This window comes from Leclercia sp. UBA2479, assembly GCF_002341985.1.
GTDB lineage: Bacteria > Pseudomonadota > Gammaproteobacteria > Enterobacterales > Enterobacteriaceae > Enterobacter > Enterobacter pneumoniae.
On the sequence record NZ_DDPB01000003.1, the window covers coordinates 235125 to 257527 of the forward strand.

17 protein-coding genes, 2 tRNA genes and 1 pseudogene are annotated in these 22403 nt (G+C 56.1%); 12 read left to right on the plus strand and 8 right to left on the minus strand.

Annotated elements, in window-relative coordinates:
* Nucleotide 1 precedes the first annotated feature (1 nt).
* The 8 genes and pseudogenes from B3B59_RS02955 (at nt 2) to B3B59_RS02990 (ending at nt 11293) form a co-directional block, all read left to right on the plus strand.
* Entirely contained in the window at nt 2–1111 is a 1110-nt protein-coding gene (locus tag B3B59_RS02955; RefSeq protein WP_286808058.1) for a hypothetical protein, read from the plus strand.
* Between the two features lie 146 nt (nt 1112–1257).
* Nucleotides 1258–4536: pseudogene (locus tag B3B59_RS02960) on the plus strand (ImcF-related family protein).
* Complete coding sequence (gene tssA / locus B3B59_RS02965; protein WP_286808059.1) at nt 4536–6113, plus strand: type VI secretion system protein TssA; 1578 nt, start codon at nt 4536–4538, stop codon at nt 6111–6113. Before B3B59_RS02960 ends, tssA begins: the two are co-directional and overlap by 1 nt.
* Before the next feature lie 29 nt (nt 6114–6142).
* Nucleotides 6143–7906 carry a type VI secretion system baseplate subunit TssF gene (gene tssF, locus B3B59_RS02970; protein WP_286808061.1) on the plus strand — a complete coding sequence of 588 codons (1764 nt, stop codon included), beginning with the start codon at nt 6143–6145 and terminating at the stop codon, nt 7904–7906.
* Complete coding sequence (gene tssG, locus B3B59_RS02975; protein ID WP_286808074.1) at nt 7906–8961, plus strand: type VI secretion system baseplate subunit TssG; 1056 nt, start codon at nt 7906–7908, stop codon at nt 8959–8961. Before tssF ends, tssG begins: the two co-directional genes overlap by 1 nt.
* On the plus strand, nt 8942–9478 hold the full coding sequence (tssJ, locus tag B3B59_RS02980; protein WP_263616236.1) for a type VI secretion system lipoprotein TssJ: 537 nt from the start codon (nt 8942–8944) through the stop codon (nt 9476–9478). The genes tssG and tssJ overlap by 20 nt, the downstream gene beginning before the upstream one ends.
* A 1-nt stretch (nt 9479) precedes the next feature.
* A complete protein-coding gene (gene tssE / locus B3B59_RS02985; protein WP_286808062.1) occupies nt 9480–9923 on the plus strand; it encodes a type VI secretion system baseplate subunit TssE in 444 nt (147 codons plus the stop codon).
* Nucleotides 9924–9946: 23 nt separating this feature from the next.
* Entirely contained in the window at nt 9947–11293 is a 1347-nt protein-coding gene (locus tag B3B59_RS02990) for a VasL domain-containing protein (protein WP_286808063.1), read from the plus strand.
* 266 nt (nt 11294–11559) lie between these two features.
* Here B3B59_RS02990 and B3B59_RS02995 read toward each other — a convergent pair.
* From B3B59_RS02995 to mdtK, 3 genes are all read right to left on the minus strand, one after another.
* Nucleotides 11560–11636: transfer RNA gene (locus B3B59_RS02995), tRNA-Val, on the minus strand.
* 10 nt (nt 11637–11646) lie between these two features.
* Nucleotides 11647–11723 (minus strand) — tRNA-Val (locus tag B3B59_RS03000).
* Nucleotides 11724–11874: 151 nt separating this feature from the next.
* Nucleotides 11875–13248, minus strand: a complete 1374-nt coding sequence (gene mdtK / locus B3B59_RS03005) for an MdtK family multidrug efflux MATE transporter (protein WP_212477978.1) — start codon at nt 13246–13248, stop codon at nt 11875–11877.
* Nucleotides 13249–13474: 226 nt separating this feature from the next.
* On the opposite strand from mdtK, the gene B3B59_RS03010 reads away from it, so the two are divergent.
* Nucleotides 13475–14116: a riboflavin synthase gene (locus tag B3B59_RS03010; RefSeq protein WP_046885965.1), complete on the plus strand. Its 642-nt coding sequence runs from the start codon at nt 13475–13477 to the stop codon at nt 14114–14116.
* Between the two features lie 29 nt (nt 14117–14145).
* On the opposite strand, the gene cfa is transcribed toward B3B59_RS03010, so the two are convergent.
* Nucleotides 14146–15294 (minus strand): cyclopropane fatty acyl phospholipid synthase, encoded by a 1149-nt coding sequence (gene cfa / locus B3B59_RS03015; RefSeq protein ID WP_286808064.1) that lies wholly within the window; start codon nt 15292–15294, stop codon nt 14146–14148.
* Nucleotides 15295–15590: 296 nt separating this feature from the next.
* A complete protein-coding gene (gene punC, locus B3B59_RS03020) occupies nt 15591–16787 on the minus strand; it encodes a purine nucleoside transporter PunC (protein ID WP_286781739.1) in 1197 nt (398 codons plus the stop codon).
* 115 nt (nt 16788–16902) lie between these two features.
* Between punC and punR the strand changes: the two genes are divergently transcribed.
* Nucleotides 16903–17835, plus strand: coding sequence for a DNA-binding transcriptional activator PunR (punR, locus tag B3B59_RS03025; protein WP_046885967.1), 933 nt, complete (start codon nt 16903–16905; stop codon nt 17833–17835).
* Here punR and purR read toward each other — a convergent pair.
* Nucleotides 17832–18857: an HTH-type transcriptional repressor PurR gene (purR, locus tag B3B59_RS03030; RefSeq protein WP_040075925.1), complete on the minus strand. Its 1026-nt coding sequence runs from the start codon at nt 18855–18857 to the stop codon at nt 17832–17834. The two genes, punR and purR, sit on opposite strands and share 4 nt — an antisense overlap.
* A gap of 296 nt (nt 18858–19153) precedes the next feature.
* Between purR and B3B59_RS03035 the strand changes: the two genes are divergently transcribed.
* Complete coding sequence (locus tag B3B59_RS03035) at nt 19154–19243, plus strand: YnhF family membrane protein (protein WP_040075924.1); 90 nt, start codon at nt 19154–19156, stop codon at nt 19241–19243.
* Nucleotides 19244–19404: 161 nt separating this feature from the next.
* On the plus strand, nt 19405–20571 hold the full coding sequence (locus B3B59_RS03040) for an MFS transporter (protein ID WP_040075923.1): 1167 nt from the start codon (nt 19405–19407) through the stop codon (nt 20569–20571).
* 37 nt (nt 20572–20608) lie between these two features.
* On the opposite strand, the gene sodB is transcribed toward B3B59_RS03040, so the two are convergent.
* Entirely contained in the window at nt 20609–21190 is a 582-nt protein-coding gene (sodB, locus tag B3B59_RS03045; RefSeq protein ID WP_286808065.1) for a superoxide dismutase [Fe], read from the minus strand.
* 122 nt (nt 21191–21312) lie between these two features.
* On the minus strand, nt 21313–22104 hold the full coding sequence (locus B3B59_RS03050; RefSeq protein WP_207293625.1) for a C40 family peptidase: 792 nt from the start codon (nt 22102–22104) through the stop codon (nt 21313–21315).
* Nucleotides 22105–22403: the final 299 nt, after the last annotated feature.

Sequence of the window (22403 nt, forward strand, 5' to 3'; positions counted from 1 at the left end):
TATGCAATGGCCTGTTCCTGATATTCCAGTGAAACATCCCGTCTCTCGTCCTGTGAATAAAAAGTGGGGAGGGATGCTTTTTCTTATGGTGATTACCGGGGGAGCGCTGTTAGTTTTTGTGGGCAGAGCGACCAGTTACGGAGAGGTAATTCTTTATGGAGCACTACCTGCGTTTTTGATCTGGCTATGCTTCTATGGGATAACCTGGCACCGTTATGAGCAATCTGTCAACAATGCGCTGCTATGGAATAAAGAGTCAGAACGTATAAAACTATATTGGCAAAACTGGTGTATGCAGCAATGGGGGATTGTGAGCAATGTGGTTTTGACACCAGAAAAAGAAGGAGTAAGTGCTTTGCTTGGGGATTATGCGGATATACCCGCTTATCCTTGCAAACCCCGCCCATTACATGTCACCCTTATAGGGTTGTATAACCGACTGAAATATATTGATATTCATTCAGAAAGGCAATGCCCAGGTTATCGTCACTTTCTTTTCTCGATCCAAATACTTCTTCCTGATATGCGCATGCAACACTCTGTCAGTAAAGCTGTTTATGAACAGTGGGATTTGTATCCTGAATATATTAACTCAGTAGATGATGTCCAGTCTGAAGCAGAATCGAAGGGACTTATTCTTTTGCTTTGCATTCAGGACTGGTTTACTGATAATAACAAAAAACACAGTGAGTCTATTTCTGCACAGATTATCACATCAGTTTCATTCGCTTCAGAACATAAATTACCGATTATAGCCGGGGTTGGACGGGTTTTGTCTTCTGATTCCCTAAGTGAAGGTCTGGATATTTTGTGTGAGTACAGTAGATTAACTGATATACGGTTACGTCATGTCTGGTTGACGGGCACTGACGGTGATGATCGGGTGAACATTATTCAGTATGCCGCAGATCTGCCGTGGGAACTGCCGGCGAAGCTCCCCTGCCATTTACTTGATCATACATTTGGCCCCAGTGGACCACTATCATTCCCTGTCTCTGTTGCGTTGATGGTTGATGCCGCCGTAAATACAGGTGAAATACAATTGCTCATTTCCTGTCAGAAAGGAAAAGGATATTCGTTTTGTCTGGTTGCTCAGGAGTTATTTTTATGACGGCGAAAAAACTAATAGCTGAGAACCGCTACAGTATTACTGGATATATTATTCTGATAATCGGTCTCGCCGGAATATGTGCGTTGTTACTGTTCCTTAATCAGAACAGAGTGGTTGTGTTTGGTGTGACGGTGCCGACGGCATGGATGATCTGGGGAGGGGTATTTTCCGGGTTATTATCTGGTGTGATTGTATTTCCATTCTGGTTGCGGCGAAAGTTTAGAAAGGAGCAACACATTTACAATCCAGAGAATATTCTGGCCAGTAGAGGAATTCAGAAAGCAACAACGAAAGTTAATTCATTTGTTTCACTGCCATCGAATGAAATCCGCCAGGCTATGCGCTACCAGTATGGCCGCACTTGGTCCCGCAAGCTCCGCATCCTGCTCGTGACCGGCAGCGTCGCTGACATCGAACAACTCACCCCAAACCTCACGCAGGAGCTTTGGCAGGAAGATCAAGGCACGCTGCTTTTGTGGGGCGGTGACCTGAAGACCCCGGCAGACACCGACTGGCTGGCAGCCTTGCGTAAACTGCGCCGCCGCCCGGTGGACGGCATCGTGTGGGTCACGTCACAACTGGAACTACAGGCAGAAAACGACGCGCCGGCACTCTCGCCAGATGCGATGGACAGCCTCGCCGCGTCGCTCAGTGCGCGTTATGCTGCCCTGGGCTGGCAACTGCCGCTGTACGTCTGGTCCCTGCATACCCGCGCCGGGCAGCAGGCCGATCGGATCACCCAGCCCGTTGGTTTTCTGCTGCCATCTGGCAGTCGCCCGGAAGGGCTAAGCAATCAGCTTGCCACCCTGACACCTGCTCTTATTGCACAGGGTATTCAGCAGATATGCACGAAGGTCCAGCATAATTTCCTGTTGAATCTGGCCGACCAGCTCTCACGCATGCCGGAAACGGTGGCAGGGCCGCTGTCGATTCTGCTCAATCCATACCGTCCACTCCCGCTGGCAGGCGTGGTGTTCAGCCCGCCGTCAGCGGGAGCCGCGCGCAGCGTGAAACACCACTGGGGTAAGGATAACCGCTGGGACATTATTACTGATTCGGTGCAGTCGCTCCCGGAGGGCCTGCGCCCGCGTAAGCCCGGCATCAGCGCTCCAAAAATACTCCTGGGTGCGGTCATTGTATTGATGGTGGGATGGGGCATTTCGATGATGGTCTCCTTCACCGCCAACCGCAGTCTGGTAGCGTCCGCACAGGAGCAAGTTCAACAGGCCTCCGCAGACAATCAGCCGCTGGCTGCGCGTCTGCAGGCGCTTTCGGAACTGCAGAAAACCCTTTCCCGCCTTCAGTATCGCGCGGAACACGGTGCGCCGTGGTACGCCCGCGGCGGCCTTAGCCAGAATGATGAACTCCTGGCGGCCTTGCTGCCGCGCTACGGCGAAAATGCGATACCGCTGCTGCGCGATGCGGCGGCTACTCATCTTCAGAAACAGCTGAGCGCCTTCGTGCTGCTACCGCCGGACAGCCCTCTACGCGAGAAGATGACCAAAACCGCTTACGACCAGTTGAAACTGTACCTGATGCTGGCCCGACCGGAGCGAATGGACGCCGCCTGGTTTTCCGGCCTGCTGATGCAGGACTGGTCGCAGCGTTCGGGTGTGAAAGACGGCATCTGGCAGGGAAGCGGCACATCGCTGCTTCGGTTCTACGGCGCCAATCTGGTGACCCATCCGCAGTGGCGATTGCATCCTGATGAAGGGCTGATTAGCCAGGCACGGACGCTGCTGATCCACCAGATGGGGATGCGTAATAGCGAATCCACGCTGTACCAGAAGATGCTCGCGCAGGTGGCAAACCAGTATGCAGACATGCGCCTGTCGGACATGACCGGCGATACGGATGCGTCACGCCTGTTCACGACCAGTGAAGTGGTGCCGGGGATGTTCACCCGGCAGGCGTGGGAGCAGGCGGTGCAGCCCGCCATTGAAAAGGTCGTCAGGGAGCGTCGCGATGAAATGGACTGGGTACTGAGCGACACTAAACAGCCAGCCACACAGCAGACCTCCCCGGACGCGCTGAAAGCGCGCCTGACGGAACGCTACTTTGCTGATTTTGGCGGCGTCTGGCTCGACTTCCTCAATAGCCTGCGGCTTCAGCCGGCAGCCACGCTGTCGGACGCTATTGACCAGTTGACCCTGATGGCCGATGTGCGTCAGTCGCCGCTGGTAGCTCTGATGAACACCCTGAGCGTACAGGGACGCACCGGGCAGACCGGGGAGGCAATATCCGATTCGCTGGTCAAATCGGCGAAAAACCTGTTTAACCGCGATGAGCAACCCGCCATCGACCAGCAGGTCGGTGCACATGGCCCGCTCGATGCAACCTTTGGGCCGGTACTGGCGCTGATGGGCAGTCAGACGAAAGGGACCGACAATTCGGACCTCAGCCTGCAAACCTTCCTGACTCGCGTGACTCAGGTGCGCCTGCGCCTACAGCAGGTGACCAATGCCACCGATCCGCAGGCGATGACCCAGGCGCTGGCTCAGACGGTGTTCCAGGGAAAGGCGGTGGATTTAACCGAAACCCGGGACTACGGCAGTCTGGTGGCGGCGGGACTGGGCCAGGAGTGGAGCGGCTTCGGGCAGACGGTATTCGTTCGCCCCATGGAACAGGCCTGGCAGCAGGTGCTGACCCCGGCAGCGGAAAGCCTCAATGCCTAGTGGCAAAGCGCGGTGGTCGCGGACTGGAACACGGCATTTGGCGGCAGGTATCCGTTTAAGGATGTCAGCAGCGAGGTATCCCTGCCGCTGCTGGCGAAATACCTCAATGCCGATTCCGGACGCATTACGCAGTTTCTGCAGACCCGGCTAAATGGCGTACTGCATAAAGAAGGAAGTCACTGGGTGCCGGACAGCATAAACGCTCAGGGGTTAACCTTTAATCTGGCCTTCATTCGCGCGGTCGATACCCTGAGCCACCTCTCCGATGTGGTGTTTATCAACGGCGAGGCCGGGCTTTCCTTTGAGATCCGCCCCGGCACGGCTGATGGCGTTATGCAAACCACGCTGGTGATTGACAGCCAAAAGCTGAGTTATATGAACCAGATGCCCGCCTGGAAGCGATTCACCTGGCCTGCGGATACGGAAGCCCCGGGCGCGGCCCTGAGCTGGATCAGTACCCAGGCCGGAACGCGGCAGTACGCCGATATGTCCGGCGCATGGGGCTGGATACGGCTGCTGGACAAAGCCACGGTCAGCGCCTACCCGGGAACGGGCAGTAGCTGGAGTCTGAGCTGGCAGGCTCAGGATGGCAGGCCGCTGAACTATACCCTGCGCACCGAAGCGGGAGAAGGGCCGCTGGCACTGTTGAAGTTACGTAACTTTAGCCTGCCGGAGGCCATATTCAACGTCAACGCATCTGTTGCGGCGTACCCGACAGAGGACGAAGGCAATAGTGAGGAAAGATTCTGATGGCGACGGTTGAGACATTGATTAGCGCCTGCCAGGCCAATGCGGATGATGTGGCTGCGCGGACGCAACAGCGTCTGTCGCTATGGGAAAACTGGCTGCAACCGGTATCAGTTGATAATCCAGTCGGGGAAGACCCGGGCTACGATGATGATTTTCAGCAGATGCGAGAGGAGGTAAACAAACTCTCTGGCGCAGATACGGATCGGGTCTGTCAGCTTGCCGAAAAACTGCTGACCACCACAACCAAAGATATTCGCGTGGTCTCTTATTACGCCTGGGCACGCCTGCACCGCGATGGTGAGGTGGGCCTGGCAGACGGTCTTGAGCTGATGGCAGCATTAGTGCTGCGTTATGGCGTACAACTGCATCCGCAGCGCGAGCGCAGTCGCCTGGGGGCGTTCGAATGGCTTGCCAGCGCCAGAATGCTCGACAGCCTCGCACGTTACCCGGAAGTCAACAATGCCGATACTCTGCGTATTGCCGGTGCGCTGTTACTGCTGGAGCAGGCAGGAGAAATCGTTTTACCGGCCGGGCTTTACACCGCGCTGGAAACGCGCCTGCAAAAATCCGGCGGCCCGGAGGCCGTGGTGCCCCAAAACGTTAGCGATACTGGTCATACAGCCATGACGGACGCGAACGTGCCCCTGCTGGGCGGTATCACGTCAGGGCAGGAGCTGCTGGCGCAGGCGCGAGTGCTGGCTAATTACCTGAGAAACCAGCCGGAAGGCTGGCTGTCCGCTCATCGTTTAATAAAAAACCTTCGCCACGATACGCTTCACCAGCTACCGCCTCTCCTGGCGGACGGCAGAACCCGCATTGAGCCGCCGAAACCTGACCAGCGGGCGCTTCTGAAACGCCTGTATTTGCAGCAGAGCTGGCGGGAATTGATGGAGGAGTCGGACAGCCTGCTGTCACGCGGGGCCAACCATCTGTGGCTGGATGTGCAGTGGTATCTGCATCAGGCGCTGGTCAAATCAGGCCGTGAACACGAGGCGGCCATTATCCAGGCTGACCTGAAAGGGTTTCTCTCACGTCTGACGGGGCTGGAGACGCTGGCATTTAACGACGGTACGCCATTTGCCGACGAAGTGACGCTTAACTGGATCCAACAGCAAGTGCAGGAGAGTACGACAGGCTGGTCTGAGGCACACACGCTCGGGGCTTCTCCCGCAGTGGGCGATGAGGACATTCTGCAGCTTGAGACAGAAGCCTTAGCCCTTGCCGATAGCGAAGGGACGGAGGCTGCGCTGGCGTGGCTGCAAAATCGCCCTGGCATCACCTCAAGGCGCAACCGCTGGCTGCTGCGTCTGTTGAAGGCGAGAGTCGCCGAGCAGACGGGCAAAAATGAGCTGGCGCTGCACCTTTTGGGTGAGCTGGACGACGGGGCGACAGCCGTCACGCTCACCCAGTGGGAACCCGGGCTTCTGTTTGAAGTAAAAGCCCGCCGCCTGCAACTGCTGCGCATGAAAGCAGGACGTAGCGAGGCGGATAAGGCGCGTCTGAATCCGGAAATGGAGTTGCTGCTGGCAGGGCTGGTTGCAATTGATCCGGTAAAAGCCGCAGTACTATGTGGCTGACGTACACACTCTTGACGCTGAGAAAATAAATGGAAGATTTAACCCTGCGTTATTTTGACGCCGAAATGCGCTACCTGCGCGAGGCGGCAAAGGAGTTCGCGCAAACCCACCCGGACCGGGCGGCGATGCTGGATCTTGATAAGGCCGGTACGCCAGACCCGTACGTCGAGCGCCTGTTTGAAGGGTTTGCCTTCTCGATGGGCCGTCTGCGCGAGAAAATTGATGACGACCTGCCGGAGCTGACGGAAGGGCTGGTCAGCATGCTGTGGCCACACTACATGCGCACCATTCCGTCGCTGTCGATTGTGGCGTTCAGCCCGGACGTTGCGGCGATGAAGATGAGCGAAGTCATTCCCGCCGGGCTGGAAATCTCGTCCCGCCCGGTGGGGCAGAAAAATACCGTTTGCCGCTACCGCACCACCCGTGATCTTAGGCTCAACCCGCTGGTGGTGTCAGACGTGGTGATGACCACAGAGCCGGACGGACGTTCAGTCCTGCGGTTACGCTTCACTTGCAGCGGCCAGGCCGACTGGTCGCAGGTCGATCTGCGCCGACTGCCGTTGTATCTCGGGGAAGAGGTCGTGACGGGCAGCGCCCTGCACCTGTGGCTGACCAAACGCCAGGCCAGTCTTTACCTGCATTTGCCGGGACAGACAGATCGCATAGCGTTCGACGGTTACTTCTCGCCAGGCGGCTTTGGCGATGAAGATGGCCTGTGGCCCAAAGCGGGCAGTGCGTTTAGCGGGTATCAGTTGCTGCTGGAGTATTTCACGTTTCGTGAAAAATTTATGTTCGTGCACCTTAACGGCCTGGAAAACATCACACTGCCGTCGGGGACAGAACATGTTGATATCGAAGTGGTGTTCAGCCAGGTCTGGCAGAGCGATTTGCCGGTGACCCGCGACACCCTGCGCCTGCACTGCGTTCCGGTGATTAACCTGTTCATGCTTGAGGCCGATCCGCTGACTATCAGCGGGCTGGAAAGCGAGTATCTGCTGCGTCCGAAGCGCCTGCAGGACGGGCACACCGAGATTTACTCCGTTGACAGCGTTACCGGCTCCGGGCGTACCGGGGATGCGCGCTATGTGCCGTTCACCAGCTTCCGTCATCAGGGCGGGATGATGCGCCGCCATGCGCCGGAACGCTATTTCCACACTCGCGTGAAGCGGGGCGTGAACGGCATGCACGATACCTGGCTGATCCTCGGCGGCCAGCAGTGGGAGGCTGACCGGGAAATAGCCCGGGAAACCGTGTCGTTGCGTATCACCGGCACCAACGGCCAGCTGCCGCGCCGGGCGCTGCAAAGCACGCTGCTTGACCGCTGTGAACAGGTCTCCGAAACGCCGCTAATCGTGCGCAACCTGTGTAAGCCGACGCTCCCGGCCTACCCTCCTGCGGAAGATCGTTTCCACTGGCGGGTGATGAGCCATCTGGGAACCCGCTTTCTGAATATGATGAGCAGCGCGGATGTGCTGCGCGGCACGCTGTCGCTCTATAACTGGCGGGACGATGAGTTAAACAACCGTCGCCTGGACGCCATTCTGGACGTCAGGCACCACCGTATTCAGCGTTTCGAAGAGGGGTTTCTGCTGCGGGGTCTGGACGTGGAAGTGACGCTCGACAGCAACGGCTTTACGGGTGAAGGCGACATCCACCTGTTTGGTGAAATGCTCAACCGCTTTTTTGCCCTGTACGCCGACATGAACCAGTTTAACCAGCTCACGCTGATTGTTCAGCCTGAAGGGAAGTGTATCCGGTGGAAAGAGAATCACAGTCCGCGCCTGCCCGGATGATGGAAAGGGTACGGCCCCAACTGCCGTACATGAATTTTTACCGCTTCTGCCGGTTGCTTGAACAGAGTCAACCGGATGCGCCGGTGCCCGGCAGCGACTGGCAGCCACGTCAGGAGCCTGTCCGTTTCCGCCCGCATCCGGGGATGGGGTTTCCGGCCAGTGAAATAAGGGGGCTGACGGAGCCGGAACCGGAACATACGCATCTGCCGCCATCGGTCAATATCACCTTTATGGGCCTGTACGGCGTCGAATCGCCGCTGCCGACGCACTATATCGACGATATCGCCCAGCGGCGGGAGGGAGTTGAAGCTACACGCGATTTTCTCGATATCTTCAACCATCGGCTGATCGCCCAGTATTACCGTATCTGGCGGAAGTACTCTTATCCGGCGACCTTTGAGGCGGGCGGCACAGACAATACCTCGCAGTATCTGCTTGGGCTGGCGGGGCTGGGGATACCCGGTTGTGCGGACAATACCGCCACGCCGCTGTCGCGCTTTCTGGCGCTGCTGCCGGTCATGTTGCTACCGGGACGCACGGCGGAGGGGATCGCTGCGCTGGTTCAACTCCTGGCACCGGATACCCGTGCGACGGTGTATCCCCACGACCGTTGCCGCATCGAGCTGAAGCATCCGCTCACCATGAGTACGCAGCGGCCGATTGGCCTGCGGATTCGCCCTGTTATGGGCACGCACGGGACAGACGTGAATGGTCAGGTGCTGTTGCAGTTGACCTCAGATAACCCCGAAGAGGTGCGCGGCTGGCTGCCCGGCGGGGAGCTGCACGGCGATCTGATGGCGCTGCTGCATGTCTATCTGGGATCGCATCTGGACGTGCGGATGCAGCTGTGCGTGGCGCGGCATCTGCTGCCGGATGCCCGGCTGGCGTGCAATGACGTCCAGGGGAGCCAGATCGGACGGACGGCGGTACTGCGGCCGCTCAATGCGCAGCAAAACAATAATGACGTTATCACCATTCACCTGGGCCGTTATCAGCGCGTTCAGGAAAATATTCACCGAAGGGAGAGCGATGAAGATGGCGATTACCGCTGGTAACACCACCGCTACGCTGCTGGCATTAACACTCGCCACGGCCTTAACCGGCTGCGGGCTGACGCAAACGGTAAAAGACGGGACGGTCTCAATGACCCGCTCCATTTTTTACAAACAGGTTAAAACCCTGCATCTGGATATTCAGGCGCGCTCGGGGGTAAATAACAACGCGAAAGGGGCATCGCTGGCGACGGTCGTACGCATTTACCAGCTGAAAGAGCGCAAGGCATTCGACAGCACCGATTATCCGTCGCTGTTTGCCGATGACAGCCAGGCCATTAAAGCTGACCTGGTGGCCGAAAAAGATATCCGTCTTCGTCCTGGAGAATCCGTGACGCTGGACATGCCGCTGGAAGAGGCGGCGCAGTTTGTCGCGGTGGCGGGGATGTTTATGTCGCCGGACCAGGCGAACGATACATGGCGTCTGGTCCTCACCCGCGACGACCTCGACCCGGATAAACCTCGCATTATTGAAGCCAGCAATAACCGCCTGACCCTGCAACCGCTTAAGGAGGAGTGAAATGCCACGTCCGTCTCTGTATGAAACGCTTTTCGGCAACTTCGCCGGCGGCCTCGACCTGAACAGCGTCAGCGAGGAGAACCAGCTCATCCTTTCAGTGCTGGACAACATGCAGCGCATTCTCAACTGCCGCGCCGGGACGCTGGCACATCTGCCGGACTACGGCCTGCCGGATATGACCAAAATTCTCCAGGGGATGCCCGGCACCGCGCACCAGCTGATCACGACGCTCTCCGCCGTGCTGCTGAAATACGAGCCGCGCCTGAGCAAAATCACCGTAGTGATGCTGGATCAGAGGCAGCCTGGCGAGCTGCGCTACGCCATTGATGCGGAACTAAAGGGCATTGGGCTGGTGCGCTACGGTACCGAGTTTATGCCGGAAGGCAGGGTCTTAATCCGCCATCTTAAACAGCAGCAGTACCTGGACGCTCGCGCCGCAATTTAGCGCTCTTTCTGTCGGAAATGACTATGCCAACCTTTCCTGAACGCCACCTCAAAACCGGTGGCGATCCGCGCACGCTTGCGGATTATGTTGCCCTGCGCGATGAAATCAACAAACTGACCCATCCGGCGCGCCCGGATGTCGACTGGATTTATATCGAGAAACGCTGCCTTTCGCTGTTTGAGCATAACGGTGTCGAGTTGCAGACCGCCGCCTGGTATACGCTTGCCCGTACGCATAATGCCGGGTTGTCCGGCATGAACGAGGGGTTAACGGTTCTGATGGCGCTGGTCTCCTGGCAGTGGGAGCACCTCTGGCCGCATCCTGCTAATGCGCGAGTGGAAATCCTCAGCACGCTCAGTAAACGACTTCAACGGGGGATGCGCACCCTGGCCCTGACGTACACCGACCTCAGTCAAATGTACCAGGTCGAAGCGCATCTTAAAGCGCTGGAAGAGGTATTGCAGCGCCGGGAATTAAATCATGGCGGTCATCTGACTGCGCTGCGCACGTTACTGCATAACGCGGTGATACGGCTGGAAAAGAGCGACGGTGCGACCGGGGCGGTTTACCCCTCTCCCGTTGCCGAGCCGGGTGACGTAGAGCCCCCCGCTCGCGATAGTAAACCAACAGATCCTGTGAAAAGGGTCTACGTCGTACAGCCGGAGCCGCAACCTCATATCGAGTATGTGCGCGCCCCCTCACAAGCCGCAAAGAGGTGGAAGCCATTTCTCGCCGGAATGCTGACCATGCTGGTCATGGCAGGCGGCACCGTAGGCGGATGGCAGGCGATGCACCAGCCGGATCCTCTACAGGCGCAGCTTGCCGCCTCGCTGGCACCCTTGCCCGTCGCGCTTGCTCCGGCGCAGTTGAAGACGTTGCCGCAGAGCTTGCTGTTGCCTGAAAGGGGGATTAGCCAGACGAAGCAGCAATTAGCAAGGCTGGGGCAATTAGAGCCGGACTGGGCCTTCAGCTATAGCCGACAGCTGGTGCAGCAGGCGCTGACGCTGTGGCCTGAGCAGGCAAAACCGCTGGCGACGCAGTGGCAGCAGCAGGTTGCGGCACAGGCGTTACCCACGACCGGCCTGAACGGCTGGTATCAGGGGATGACGGGGCTACAGAACCTGGCGAACCAGCTCAATGCGCTGGATGAAAAGCGCGGCAAGTATATGACCGTCAGCGAACTTAAAACGCAGGTGTTTGCCATTATGCAGTCGTTTAACCGCGCCATTCCGGCAGAAGAACAGCTGCGCCAGCTCTCTGTCTTACCCGAAGGCGAACCATGGCCTGCGGCGCAGCAGAGCCTGACGGAGCAGCATCTGCAACAACTTATTGCTCGTTACGGCCTGCTGAAACAGGCAAAGCCGGAATAGCCGATAAGAACAGGGGATGAATGTGTCAGCCAGAGAGCGAATGTGAGAATGTGATCATGACGGAGGCCTGTTTTTTCGACGCCATTGACCGTCTGGCCTGAGTGTGACAACGCATTGGCGGAGGCAAGATTGTCAACGAAACCGTTGGGGGTTAGCTAATCAGCAAACCGGGCAGGGGAGCGCGCGTTAACCCGTCGCTACAGGATAAGCTAAAGACATTACAAGGTTTAAGGTAAAAAGCTGAGAATGAACGAGATAAAACAGAATGGTGCGTCCGAGTGGACTCGAACCACCGACCCCCACCATGTCAAGGTGGTGCTCTAACCAACTGAGCTACGGACGCACTGAAGAGATGGTGCGTTCAATTGGACTCGAACCAACGACCCCCACCATGTCAAGGTGGTGCTCTAACCAACTGAGCTATGAACGCATTGTTGTGTGTGACAACGGGGTCGAATATTAGCGGCAGAGGCGGGAGGTGGCAAGAGGTAAACTGCAAATTTCTTTCGGATTTCACGCGATTGCTTCATTCCCGCGCAAAATGAAGAGAAAGTAGCCGCCCGCAGGCGGCTACTGTGCAATTAGCGGGCGGCGCGCTGTAAAATCACCTGGGACGGTTGGCGCTGCAGGTGACGCATTCGCAGCATCATCATAATGGCCGCTGAGGTTAGCCCGATGATAAAGCCCATCCAGAATCCGGCAGGCCCCATCCGATCCACCACCAGATCGGTGAGGGCGAGAATATAGCCGGTCGGCAAGCCCAAAACCCAATAGGCAATAAAGGTAATAAAGAAAATAGAACGCGTATCTTTATAACCCCGCAGCACACCGCTGCCTATCACCTGAATAGAGTCCGAGATCTGATAAATCGCTGCCAGCAGCATCAGATGTGAGGCCAGGGTGATAACCTCCGGGTTATCGTTATAAAGCAGGGCAATCTGCTCGCGCAGGGTAATGGTGAAAAGGGCGGTGAAAACCGCCATACATACGCCCACGCCAATGCCGGTTCTCGCCGCCGTTTGCGCCTCAAGCGTGGAGCCCTGGCCAAGACGGAAGCCCACCCGGATAGTCACCGCCGCGGCCAGCGACAGCGGCATCACAAACATCAATGAACTGAAGTTGAGTGCAATCTGGTGACCAGCCACGTCCACGATCCCGAGCGGCGAAACCAGCAGGGCGACAACCGCGAACAGCGTCACTTCGAAAAAGAGCGCCAGTGCGATAGGTAGGCCCAGTTGTATCAGGCGAATCATGATGGCTTTATCCGGCTTGCTAAACGGCACTTCATGGCGAATATCACGCATCGAACGGGCACGCTTCACGTAGGAAATCATGCTGAAGAACATCACCCAGTAGACCGCCGCGGTGGCGACGCCACATCCCACACCGCCAAGTTCAGGCATACCAAAATGGCCATAAATAAAGACGTAGTTCACCGGAATGTTCACCAACAACCCGATAAAGCCCATCACCATGCCCGGTTTGGTTTTTGCCAGCCCTTCACACTGGTTACGAGCCACCTGGAAGAAGAGATAGCCGGGTGTTCCCCAGAGCAGAGCCCGCAAATAGCCCACCGCTTTATCTGCCAGGGCCGGGTCGATATTGCGCATCGCATGAATGATATACCCCGCGTTCCACAGTACCACCATGATCAAGAGCGAGACAAAGCCCGCCAGCCAGAACCCCTGACGTACCTGATGCGCGATGCGGTCCCGGCGTCCAGAGCCATTTAACTGCGCAATGACCGGCGTTAATGCCAATAGCAGGCCGTGACCAAATAAAATGGCCGGCAGCCAGATAGAGGTGCCGATGGCGACGGCGGCCATATCGGTGGCGCTGTAGCCTCCCGCCATCACTGTATCGACAAAACCCATCGAGGTCTGGGCAATTTGCGCGAGTATCACCGGGATCGCCAGGGCTAATAACTGACGCGCTTCACTCATGTACTTCTGCACGTGAACACCTTTGATATTGTTGTTATTTGAGAGACTAAAAAAGCCGCCGTAACTGGCAGCAAGAAGAAGAAATAGAGGGAATTTCAGCTATTGTAGCGGGGTTTAGCCATTTATCTAGTGAAAAAAACGTCAGATAGGGCAGGGTGCTGGCAACCTCTATTTCCAACTGTTATTGTGATGCGATTAACGGTGGAATCACCGTACCGATCCTGGAGGAGTTGTACGCATGTTTACTGGTATTGTGCAGGGCACCGCAAAACTGGTGTCTATCGATGAAAAACCGAACTTCCGTACCCACGTCGTGGCGCTGCCCGACACCATGCTCGACGGGCTGGAGACGGGGGCATCGGTTGCACACAACGGTTGCTGCCTGACGGTAACTGAGATCAACGGCAATCTGATCAGCTTTGACCTGATGAAAGAGACGCTGCGCATTACCAACCTGGGTGAGCTGGTGGAAGGCGACTGGGTGAACGTCGAGCGCGCTGCGAAATTCAGCGACGAGATTGGCGGCCACCTGATGTCAGGCCATATTATGACTACCGCCGAGATTTCTAAGATCCTTACCTCTGAAAACAATCGTCAGATCTGGTTCAAGGTACAGGACCCGACGCTGATGAAGTACATCCTCTATAAAGGCTTTATCGGCGTGGATGGTATTAGCCTGACCGTGGGTGAAGTGACCCCAACCCGCTTCTGCGTGCACTTAATCCCGGAAACTTTGCAACGCACCACGCTTGCGAATAAAAAATTGGGCCATCGTGTCAATATTGAAATCGATCCGCAAACCCAGGCGGTGGTTGACACCGTAGAGCGCGTCCTGGCGGCAAAAGAGGCAGCCATAAAACAGGCTGTTGATGAAGCATAAAAAAATACCCCGGCAAGCCGGGGTATTTTTTAACGGGCGACCCGCAGGCCGTGTTCAATGCCGCGGCTAAAGACCACCTGCCACAGCTGAATATCACGCGCGCGAAAAGCCCCTGCACAGGCATTCAGATAATAGCTGAACATCCGTTTAAACCGTTCTGAATAGTTGTCTGCAATTTCCGGCCAGCTGGCGAGGAAACGCGAATACCATGCCATTAGCGTGGTATCGTAATCTGCGCCGAAATTATGCCAGTCTTCCATCACGAAGTGCGGTTCGCTGGCAGTAGCAATCTGGCGTACAGAGGGTAAACAGCCATTCGGAAAGATGTATTTGTTGATCCAGGGATCCACCTTCAGGTCCGTTTTTTTCGAGCCGATGGTATGCAGCAGAAATAACCCGTCAGGTTTAAGGTTACGATCGACCACTTCAAAGTAGGTGCGGTAGTTCTTAGGCCCCACGTGCTCGAACATCCCTACCGAAACGATGCGGTCAAACTGATCGCGCAGTTCACGGTAATCCTGCAGTAAAATCGTGACATCCAGCCCCTCACACCGCGCCTGTGCCATTTTTTGCTGCTCAGCAGAGATAGTCACCCCGACGACGCTCACGCCATAGTGCTGCGCCATATACTGGGCCAGCCCACCCCAGCCGCAACCGATATCCAGCACCCTCATGCCGGGCTCCAGATGCAATTTCTGGCAAATAAGCTGCAGTTTATCCTGCTGGGCTTGTTCAAGAGAGTCTGCCTCTTTCCAGTAACCGCAGGAGTACTGCATAAAGGGGTCAAGCATGCGGGTGAAGAGATCGTTTCCGAGGTCGTAATGTTCCTTTCCGACGATCCAGGCGCGTTTTTTGCTTTGAAGGTTGAGCAGGCGGGCAGTGGCAATGCGCAGCGTATCTTTCAGATGACTGGGTAATTGATTTTCCAGTCCGGCGCGGAGAACGCGAGTGAAAAAGATATCCAGCCGTTCGCACTCCCACCAGCCGTCCATATAACTCTCGCCAAGTCCCAGCGAACCTTCCCGCATGACACGTTTGAAAAAGTCCGGGTGTTTGACCTGAATATCAGAGGGGGCCGTGCCGTTAATCGCGATGCCCGCGCGGCTTAGCATTTCATTGACGATCCGGAACCAGTTGTCGTCCCGGATGGTGACTTCTTCTATACACGATGAACTCATAGCTTCTCCATCACTCGCTGTGATCAGAACCTTTAAACAGCGTAGACGCTCTTTTGGTTTGTGAGAAATCTCACGGCTTTCCCGCGAGGCTAGTATCCGACGTAGAACAGAGGAAGGGAGGTGACCCTTGCCGAAAGGCCTTCCATGGTGAAACGGGAGCGCTCCGGCTCCCGTTACTACATAATAAGTATCGTTATTATTAGACCGCGAACTCAGTATAGGCCTGAAAAAAGCCTCCTTCAACAGAAAGTTGTTAGCAGGCTAATAACTGATTTTTAACATAATGTCTGGCGGCACTATGCCTTTGAGGATTCTGGCTGCAGCGCTTCGTGCTGCTCTGATGCTTTTACATACTGCATCCGATAGCCCAGCCCCGCCAGCGCCACGGTGGCCAGCATCACGCTGGTGGTCGTCAGCAGCGGTGTCGCAATAAGCCAGGAGACAAGCAGGCTCGCCAGGAAACAGAGCCCCAGCTGCAATGTATTTTGCAGCGCCGCCGCGCTCCCGGTGGCCTGTGGGAAGGGACGCAACGCCTGCGCTACCACAATCGGGTAGATCGCGCCGTTAGCCACCGCCATCAGACAGAACGGGATCAGCAACTCCACGAGGTTCGCGCCGGGGATAAAACCGACAGCCCAGGTAGCAACCACGCTCAGGGCATACAACACCAGCAGCCATGGCAGCATCTGATGCCCGTGCCATTTTTGCAGGGCTGCGCGGCAACCATAGCCGCCAACCAGAAAGGCGATAGTCTGCGGCACATAGCTCAGGCCAATTACGGCCGGGCTGTAACCCATTTCGTTGAGAATAAACGGCGAACCGGTCAGCCAGGCGAAGAAGCTGGCGGAGCAGGCGGCATAAATCAGCACGTTGCCACGATACGCGCGGGTGCGCAGGAGCGTAGTGAAGGTGACGGGTGCGGCGGCGCTAACATGCTGCACGCTACGGCGTTTAAGGGTGAAGGCCGGAAGCATCAACAACAGCGTAATCGCGAACAAGACGGCAAAGATGGCTTGCCAGTCAAAGTGAGCCAGTAGCCAGCTGCCCAGCAGCGGGGCGAGAGCAGGGGAGAGCCCGACCAGCGGCATAATGGTGGCAAATATACGGTTGGTACGGGACGCCGGATAGTAGTCTGTCACCAGCGCCTGCCAGGTGACCGCCGCAGCACATACGCCCACGGCCTGCACAAATCGTAATACCAGCAGCCAGGTCGCATCGCGCACCCATAGCATGCCGAGGCAGCCGACAGCGAAAATCGCTAAACCGGTCAGCAAGATTGGTTTACGACCAAAGCGATCGGAGAGCGGCCCCCAGAGCAACTGCGCAAAGGCGAAGCCGGCCAGGAACACGCTCAGGCTGGCGCTGATGGCAGCGGCTGGCGTTTGTAAATCTTCCTGCATCGCCGCAAAAGCGGGCAGGTACATATCGGTTGCAAGAAAGCCCAGCACGCTTAAGCCGCCAAGCCAGACTAAAAATCCTTTCCCGGGTGTCACGATGGTATTCCCCATTTTGTATGCAGGTGTGGCAGCCGCTGAGTGTAGAGAGTGCAATACCGCTTGTGAAACGCTAATATTTGGCGGTTGCATTCAAAAAATTTGCAGGCAGAAAATGTGGTCAGAATATTCCCTTGAAGTCGTAGATGCGGTAGCTCGTAACGGCAGCTTTAGCGGCGCAGCGCAAGAGCTGCATCGCGTGCCTTCTGCCATCAGCTATACGGTGCGCCAGCTGGAGGAGTGGCTGGCGGTGCCGCTGTTTGAACGCCGCCACCGTGACGTGGAACTGACCCCGGCAGGGGCATGGTTTTTGAAAGAAGGGCGCTCTGTTATCAAAAAAATGCAGATCACCCGCGAGCAGTGCCAGCAGATTGCGAACGGCTGGCGCGGGCACCTCTCTATCGCCGTGGATAATATCGTCCGCCCCGAGCGCACCCGCCAGATGATCCTCGATTTTTATCGACACTTTTCTGATGTAGAGCTGCGCGTCTCGCAGGAGGTGTTCAATGGCGTCTGGGATGCGCTGGCCGATGGTCGGGTAGAGATGGCGATCGGCGCGACTCAGGCCATCCCCGTGGGTGGGCGCTGGGCGTTTCGCGATATGGGAACCCTCAGCTGGTACTGCGTGGTGGCAAGCCACCATCCTCTGGCGGCGATGCCAGGGCCGCTCAGCGATGATACCTTGCGCAGCTGGCCCTCGCTGGTGCTGGAAGATACCTCCCGCTCATTACCCAAACGCATTACCTGGCTGCTGGATAACCAGCGGCGAATCGTTGCCCCGGACTGGGCATCCTCTGCCGATTGCCTCTCTGCCGGGCTCTGCGTGGGGATGGTTCCCGCCCATTTTGCCCGCCCCTGGATCGATGCCGGCAAATGGGTGGCGTTGCAACTTGAGAATCCCTTCCCGGATGCGGCCTGCTGCCTGACATGGCAACAGAATGACATGTCGCCTGCGCTGGCCTGGCTGCTGGATTATCTTGGGGATAGCGAAACGATGAACAGGGAGTGGCTGCGGGAGCCAGACGCGCTGGCTCCGCAGGAGGATTAACGGCGATAATCGCGGAACGGGCCGTCGGCCACCGAGCGGCGTTCAATAAGGCGGGGATGCACTTCAATTGATTGCGACTCTTCTCGCTTATTGACGATGCGATCCAGCAGCATGTTAAACGCGGTTTCACCGAGGAAATCTTTAGGCTGATGGATGGTGGTCAGAGCCGGAGTGAAGAAGCGCGCGTTGCGCACGTTATCATACCCGATCAACGAAATGTCTTGCGGCACCCGCAGTCCCATCTCGTCTGCAGCGCAGAGCGCGCCCATCGCCATCACATCTCCCCCGCAGAACACGGCGGTCGGGCGCGGAGATTGGGAGAGGATCTGCTGCATGGCACGATAGCCGGACTCGGGCTCAAAATCGCCCTGCACAATCCAGTTTTCTGGCACGGTGATCAGCGCCTCTTCCATCGCTTTCATAAAACCAGCCAGACGTCCGGCGCCGGTATTACGCTCCAGCGGGCCCGGGATAACGCCGATTTCACGGTGTCCGCGTTCAATCAGATAACGCCCCGCCATGTAACCCCCCTCGAAGGCGTTATCGATAACAGAGTCGGTAAAGTCAGCTTTCGCTTCACCCCAGTCCATTACCACCATCGGGATATTGCGATACTCTTCCAGCATCGTCAGCACGGGTTCCGGGTACTCTGAACACATCACCAGCAGACCGTCGACACGCTTTTGCGCCATCATCGATAAATAGGCCCGCTGCTTTTCCAGGTTATTCCACGCGTTGCCAAGAATCAGGGTATAGCCCTTCTGGAAGCAGTTTTTCTCCACGGCTTCGATAATCTCGGCAAAGTAGGGCGCTTCGCTACTGGTTGCTAACAAGCCGATAGATTTGGTGTGATTCACTTTCAGGCTGCGAGCGACCGCGCTCGGTGAATAGTGCAGCTCTTTGATCGCCGCCCAGACGGCATTACGCGTCTCTTCTGCGACAAAACGCGTTTTGTTAATTACATGTGATACGGTTGTAGTGGAAACGTTTGCTCGTTTCGCTACGTCTTTGATTGTTGCCATTAGATGTCACTCCAGACCATATCCTAAACTCCTGAAAAACCGAAAGGTAAACGATTGCCTTCTCTCACCCTAATTGCGCAATCTGAATTGCGGTACGCCGGGAAAACGACACAGGACGTCAGGAGGGGGTCAATGGCCGGTACGCTAATAAATTAAGCCTGGAATTTTGTCTGATCTTGACCAAAAGGGGAAGAGCAAAAACGGATATCGCACTAAATCCTGCAAGATTTTTAGCGTAAGTTGTGTAAAAATGAGCAGGCTCACTTTTCGTGGGGGGATTATAAGGAGAAAAATTGATGAATACCGATCTTAAGTTTTCGCTGACAACCACCATCATTGTTCTGGGTCTGATTGTTGCGGCAAGTTTTACCGCGATTCTGCACTGAGTGACTGGGGGAGTATCATCTCCCTCCTGCCTTTCCTGATTGTTACCCTTCTGGCAAAAATCTTTTGCGCAATTGTTAACTTCTCATTTTTTGTGATTGATGTCATGCTTTCGCCTTCACTGTTCTGTGTCGCATCAAGACACGGTTTCTGGAGTTGACGTATGAAAATCAATTTTCCCCTGCTGGCCCTGGCGATAGGTGCCTTCGGGATTGGCACGACTGAATTCTCTCCCATGGGATTACTCCCGGTCATTGCCCGTGGCGTAGATGTCTCTATCCCGGCGGCGGGGATGCTGATCAGTGCTTATGCCATCGGCGTGATGGTGGGGGCGCCGTTGATGACGCTTCTCCTCTCGCACCGCGCACGCCGCAATGCACTTATTTTCCTGATGGCAATTTTTACCGTCGGCAATGTGCTCTCTGCCGTAGCGCCGGATTACAGCACCCTAATGCTCTCGCGCATCCTGACCAGCCTGAATCATGGTGCGTTCTTCGGCCTCGGCTCGGTGGTCGCAGCCAGTGTGGTACCTAAACATAAGCAGGCCAGCGCCGTGGCGACCATGTTTATGGGTCTCACCATCGCCAATATCGGCGGCGTTCCGGCAGCTACCTGGCTGGGGGAAACCATTGGCTGGCGTATGTCTTTCTTCGCCACGGCCGGGTTAGGTATGGTGGCGATGGCCGCGCTCTACTTCTCTTTACCGAAAGGGAGCGCGGGTGAGCGTCCGGAGGTGCGTAAAGAGCTGGCGGTGTTACTGCGTCCACAAGTGCTTTCTGCGCTGTTAACCACCGTGCTGGGTGCCGGGGCAATGTTTACCCTTTACACCTATATCTCACCGGTGTTGCGCGATATTACCCATGCGACACCCGCGTTTGTCACCGCCATGCTGGTGTTGATTGGCGTCGGATTTTCCATTGGCAACTATCTGGGCGGCAAGCTGGCGGATCGCTCGGTCACCGCCACGCTGAAAGGTTTTTTACTGCTGCTGATTGTCATCATGCTTGCCATTCCGTGGCTGGCGCGCAGTGAAATTGGTGCAGCCATCAGCATGGTGGTATGGGGCGCCGCTACCTTTGCCGTGGTGCCTCCACTGCAGATGCGGGTGATGCGGGTCGCCAGCGAAGCGCCGGGATTATCCTCTTCGGTGAATATCGGGGCGTTTAACCTCGGGAATGCGCTTGGTGCGGCAGCGGGTGGTGCGGTCATCTCCAGCGGAATGGGCTACAGCGTGGTTCCAGTGATGGGAGCGGTGATAGCCGGTTTTGGCTTGCTTCTGGTGCTGCTGTCGGGTCGTCGTCAGCCTGAACAGGTCTGCGTTGCGGAGTAGATACTAGCGCAGAAGGGGTGACCCTTCTGCGTTATCGTTATGCAGCGAAATTCTTCGCCACAAAGTCCCACTTTACCAGCGCCCAGAAATGTTCCAGATAGTTCGGGCGCGCGTTACGGTAGTCGATGTAATATGCATGTTCCCACACGTCCACGGTCATCAACGGGGTTGCGCTGGTGGTCAGCGGCGTGCCGGCGTTTGAGGTTGAAACGATGGCCAGTTTGCCGTCCGCCTCTTTTACAAGCCAGGTCCAGCCTGCGCCAAAGTTCTTCACCGCCGCATCGGTAAATTTTGCTTTGAAATCAGCAAAGCTGCCGAAGCTTGCAGTAATCGCCTGCGCCAGTTCACCTGTTGGTTCTCCGCCCGCATTCGGTGCCAGGCAGTGCCAGTAGAAAGTGTGGTTCCACACCTGCGCTGCGTTGTTGAAAACGCCCGCTTCGGAAGTCCGAATAATCTCTTCCAGGGATTTGCCTTCGAAAGCCGTACCCGCAATGAGATTGTTCAGGTTCGTGACATAGGTCTGATGATGTTTACCGTAATGGTATTCGAGGGTTTCTGCCGAAATATGCGGTTCCAGCGCCGTTTTTTCGTATGGTAATGCAGGTAATTCGAACGACATTGCTTCACTCCTTATTATAGTTGCGCACCCAATAACCCTATTGAGTGTAGGGTTAGGGTATCAAATAGCGGAGTGGGGTTAAAGCGTTGTAAATCCCGCTGCAGTTGCAGCGGGGTGGGGCGTTAACGAATGGTTTTTGGGGTCATGACGCGGCGGGCACCCACATAATGGCGTTGCCAGTAATCTTCACTCAGGGAGGTGATCTGAATATCCTGGCCCGTACGTGGAGACTGAATAAACTTCCCATTGCCCACATACACCCCCACGTGATCGGCGGTACCACGACCCTGAGTGCGGAAGAAGACCAGGTCCCCGCTCTCCAGTTCGCCGCGATTGACCGGCGAGGCATCGCGCAGGTGGTACATCTCATTGGCGGTACGTGGAATACGGAACTTCACCAGATCTTTATAGGCATACCAGACCAGACCGCTGCAATCGAAACCGGTACGTGGCGAGTTGCCACCCCAGCGATAAGGTTTACCAATCTGGCCCATCAGTTTATTCATTGCCGTCTTTTGCGCTTTCTGCATCCGCACTTTATGCGCCTCGGCAAGCGTCGTGGGCTTGCTGGTTTTGACGCAGCGGGTTTTATGGCCTTTACGGACGGTGCATTTTTCAGTCACCACGCGAGAAGCGGTTTTGGGCGCGGTGCGGGAAGAGGTTTTACTTTTTTTACTGGAGGAGGCGGTCTGCGTTTTTGCGAGGTTTTTTTTGCTACTGCTCTTTTTACTGCTCTCTTTCTTCGTGGTTTTTTTGCTGCTGCTCTTTTTCTTGGGTTCCGTCACTTTCACCAGATGTTTTTTTTGCACGGCCGAGGTCCGCGCCTGCTCTGAGGCGGTCGCCGTTGAGGTGAAAGTCAGTGTCGTAAACAGCAAAGCACAGAGCGTGATCGAGATTTTATTTATCCGCGCCACTGGGCAATCCCCTAATAATTCCGGGCAACAATAATACCCGCGTGTGATTTACAAAGCCCGTCGATTCTAATCCATAAAAAGGGACAAAGTTAATAAACTTTCACCGCTAAAACGACGTTTCGTTAACGAGCGCAAAAAAAAATCACCATAAAGAGAGCGTATTGTACATTCGCTGAACAAAACCCTGAACAGAACAGGGTTAAGTTACTTTTAGAATGCAGCTTTATCGGTAGCGCGATACAATAGGTAACGTGACGAAAATGTTATTTTCCGTTGTCGTTCTGAAACGCTACAATGAC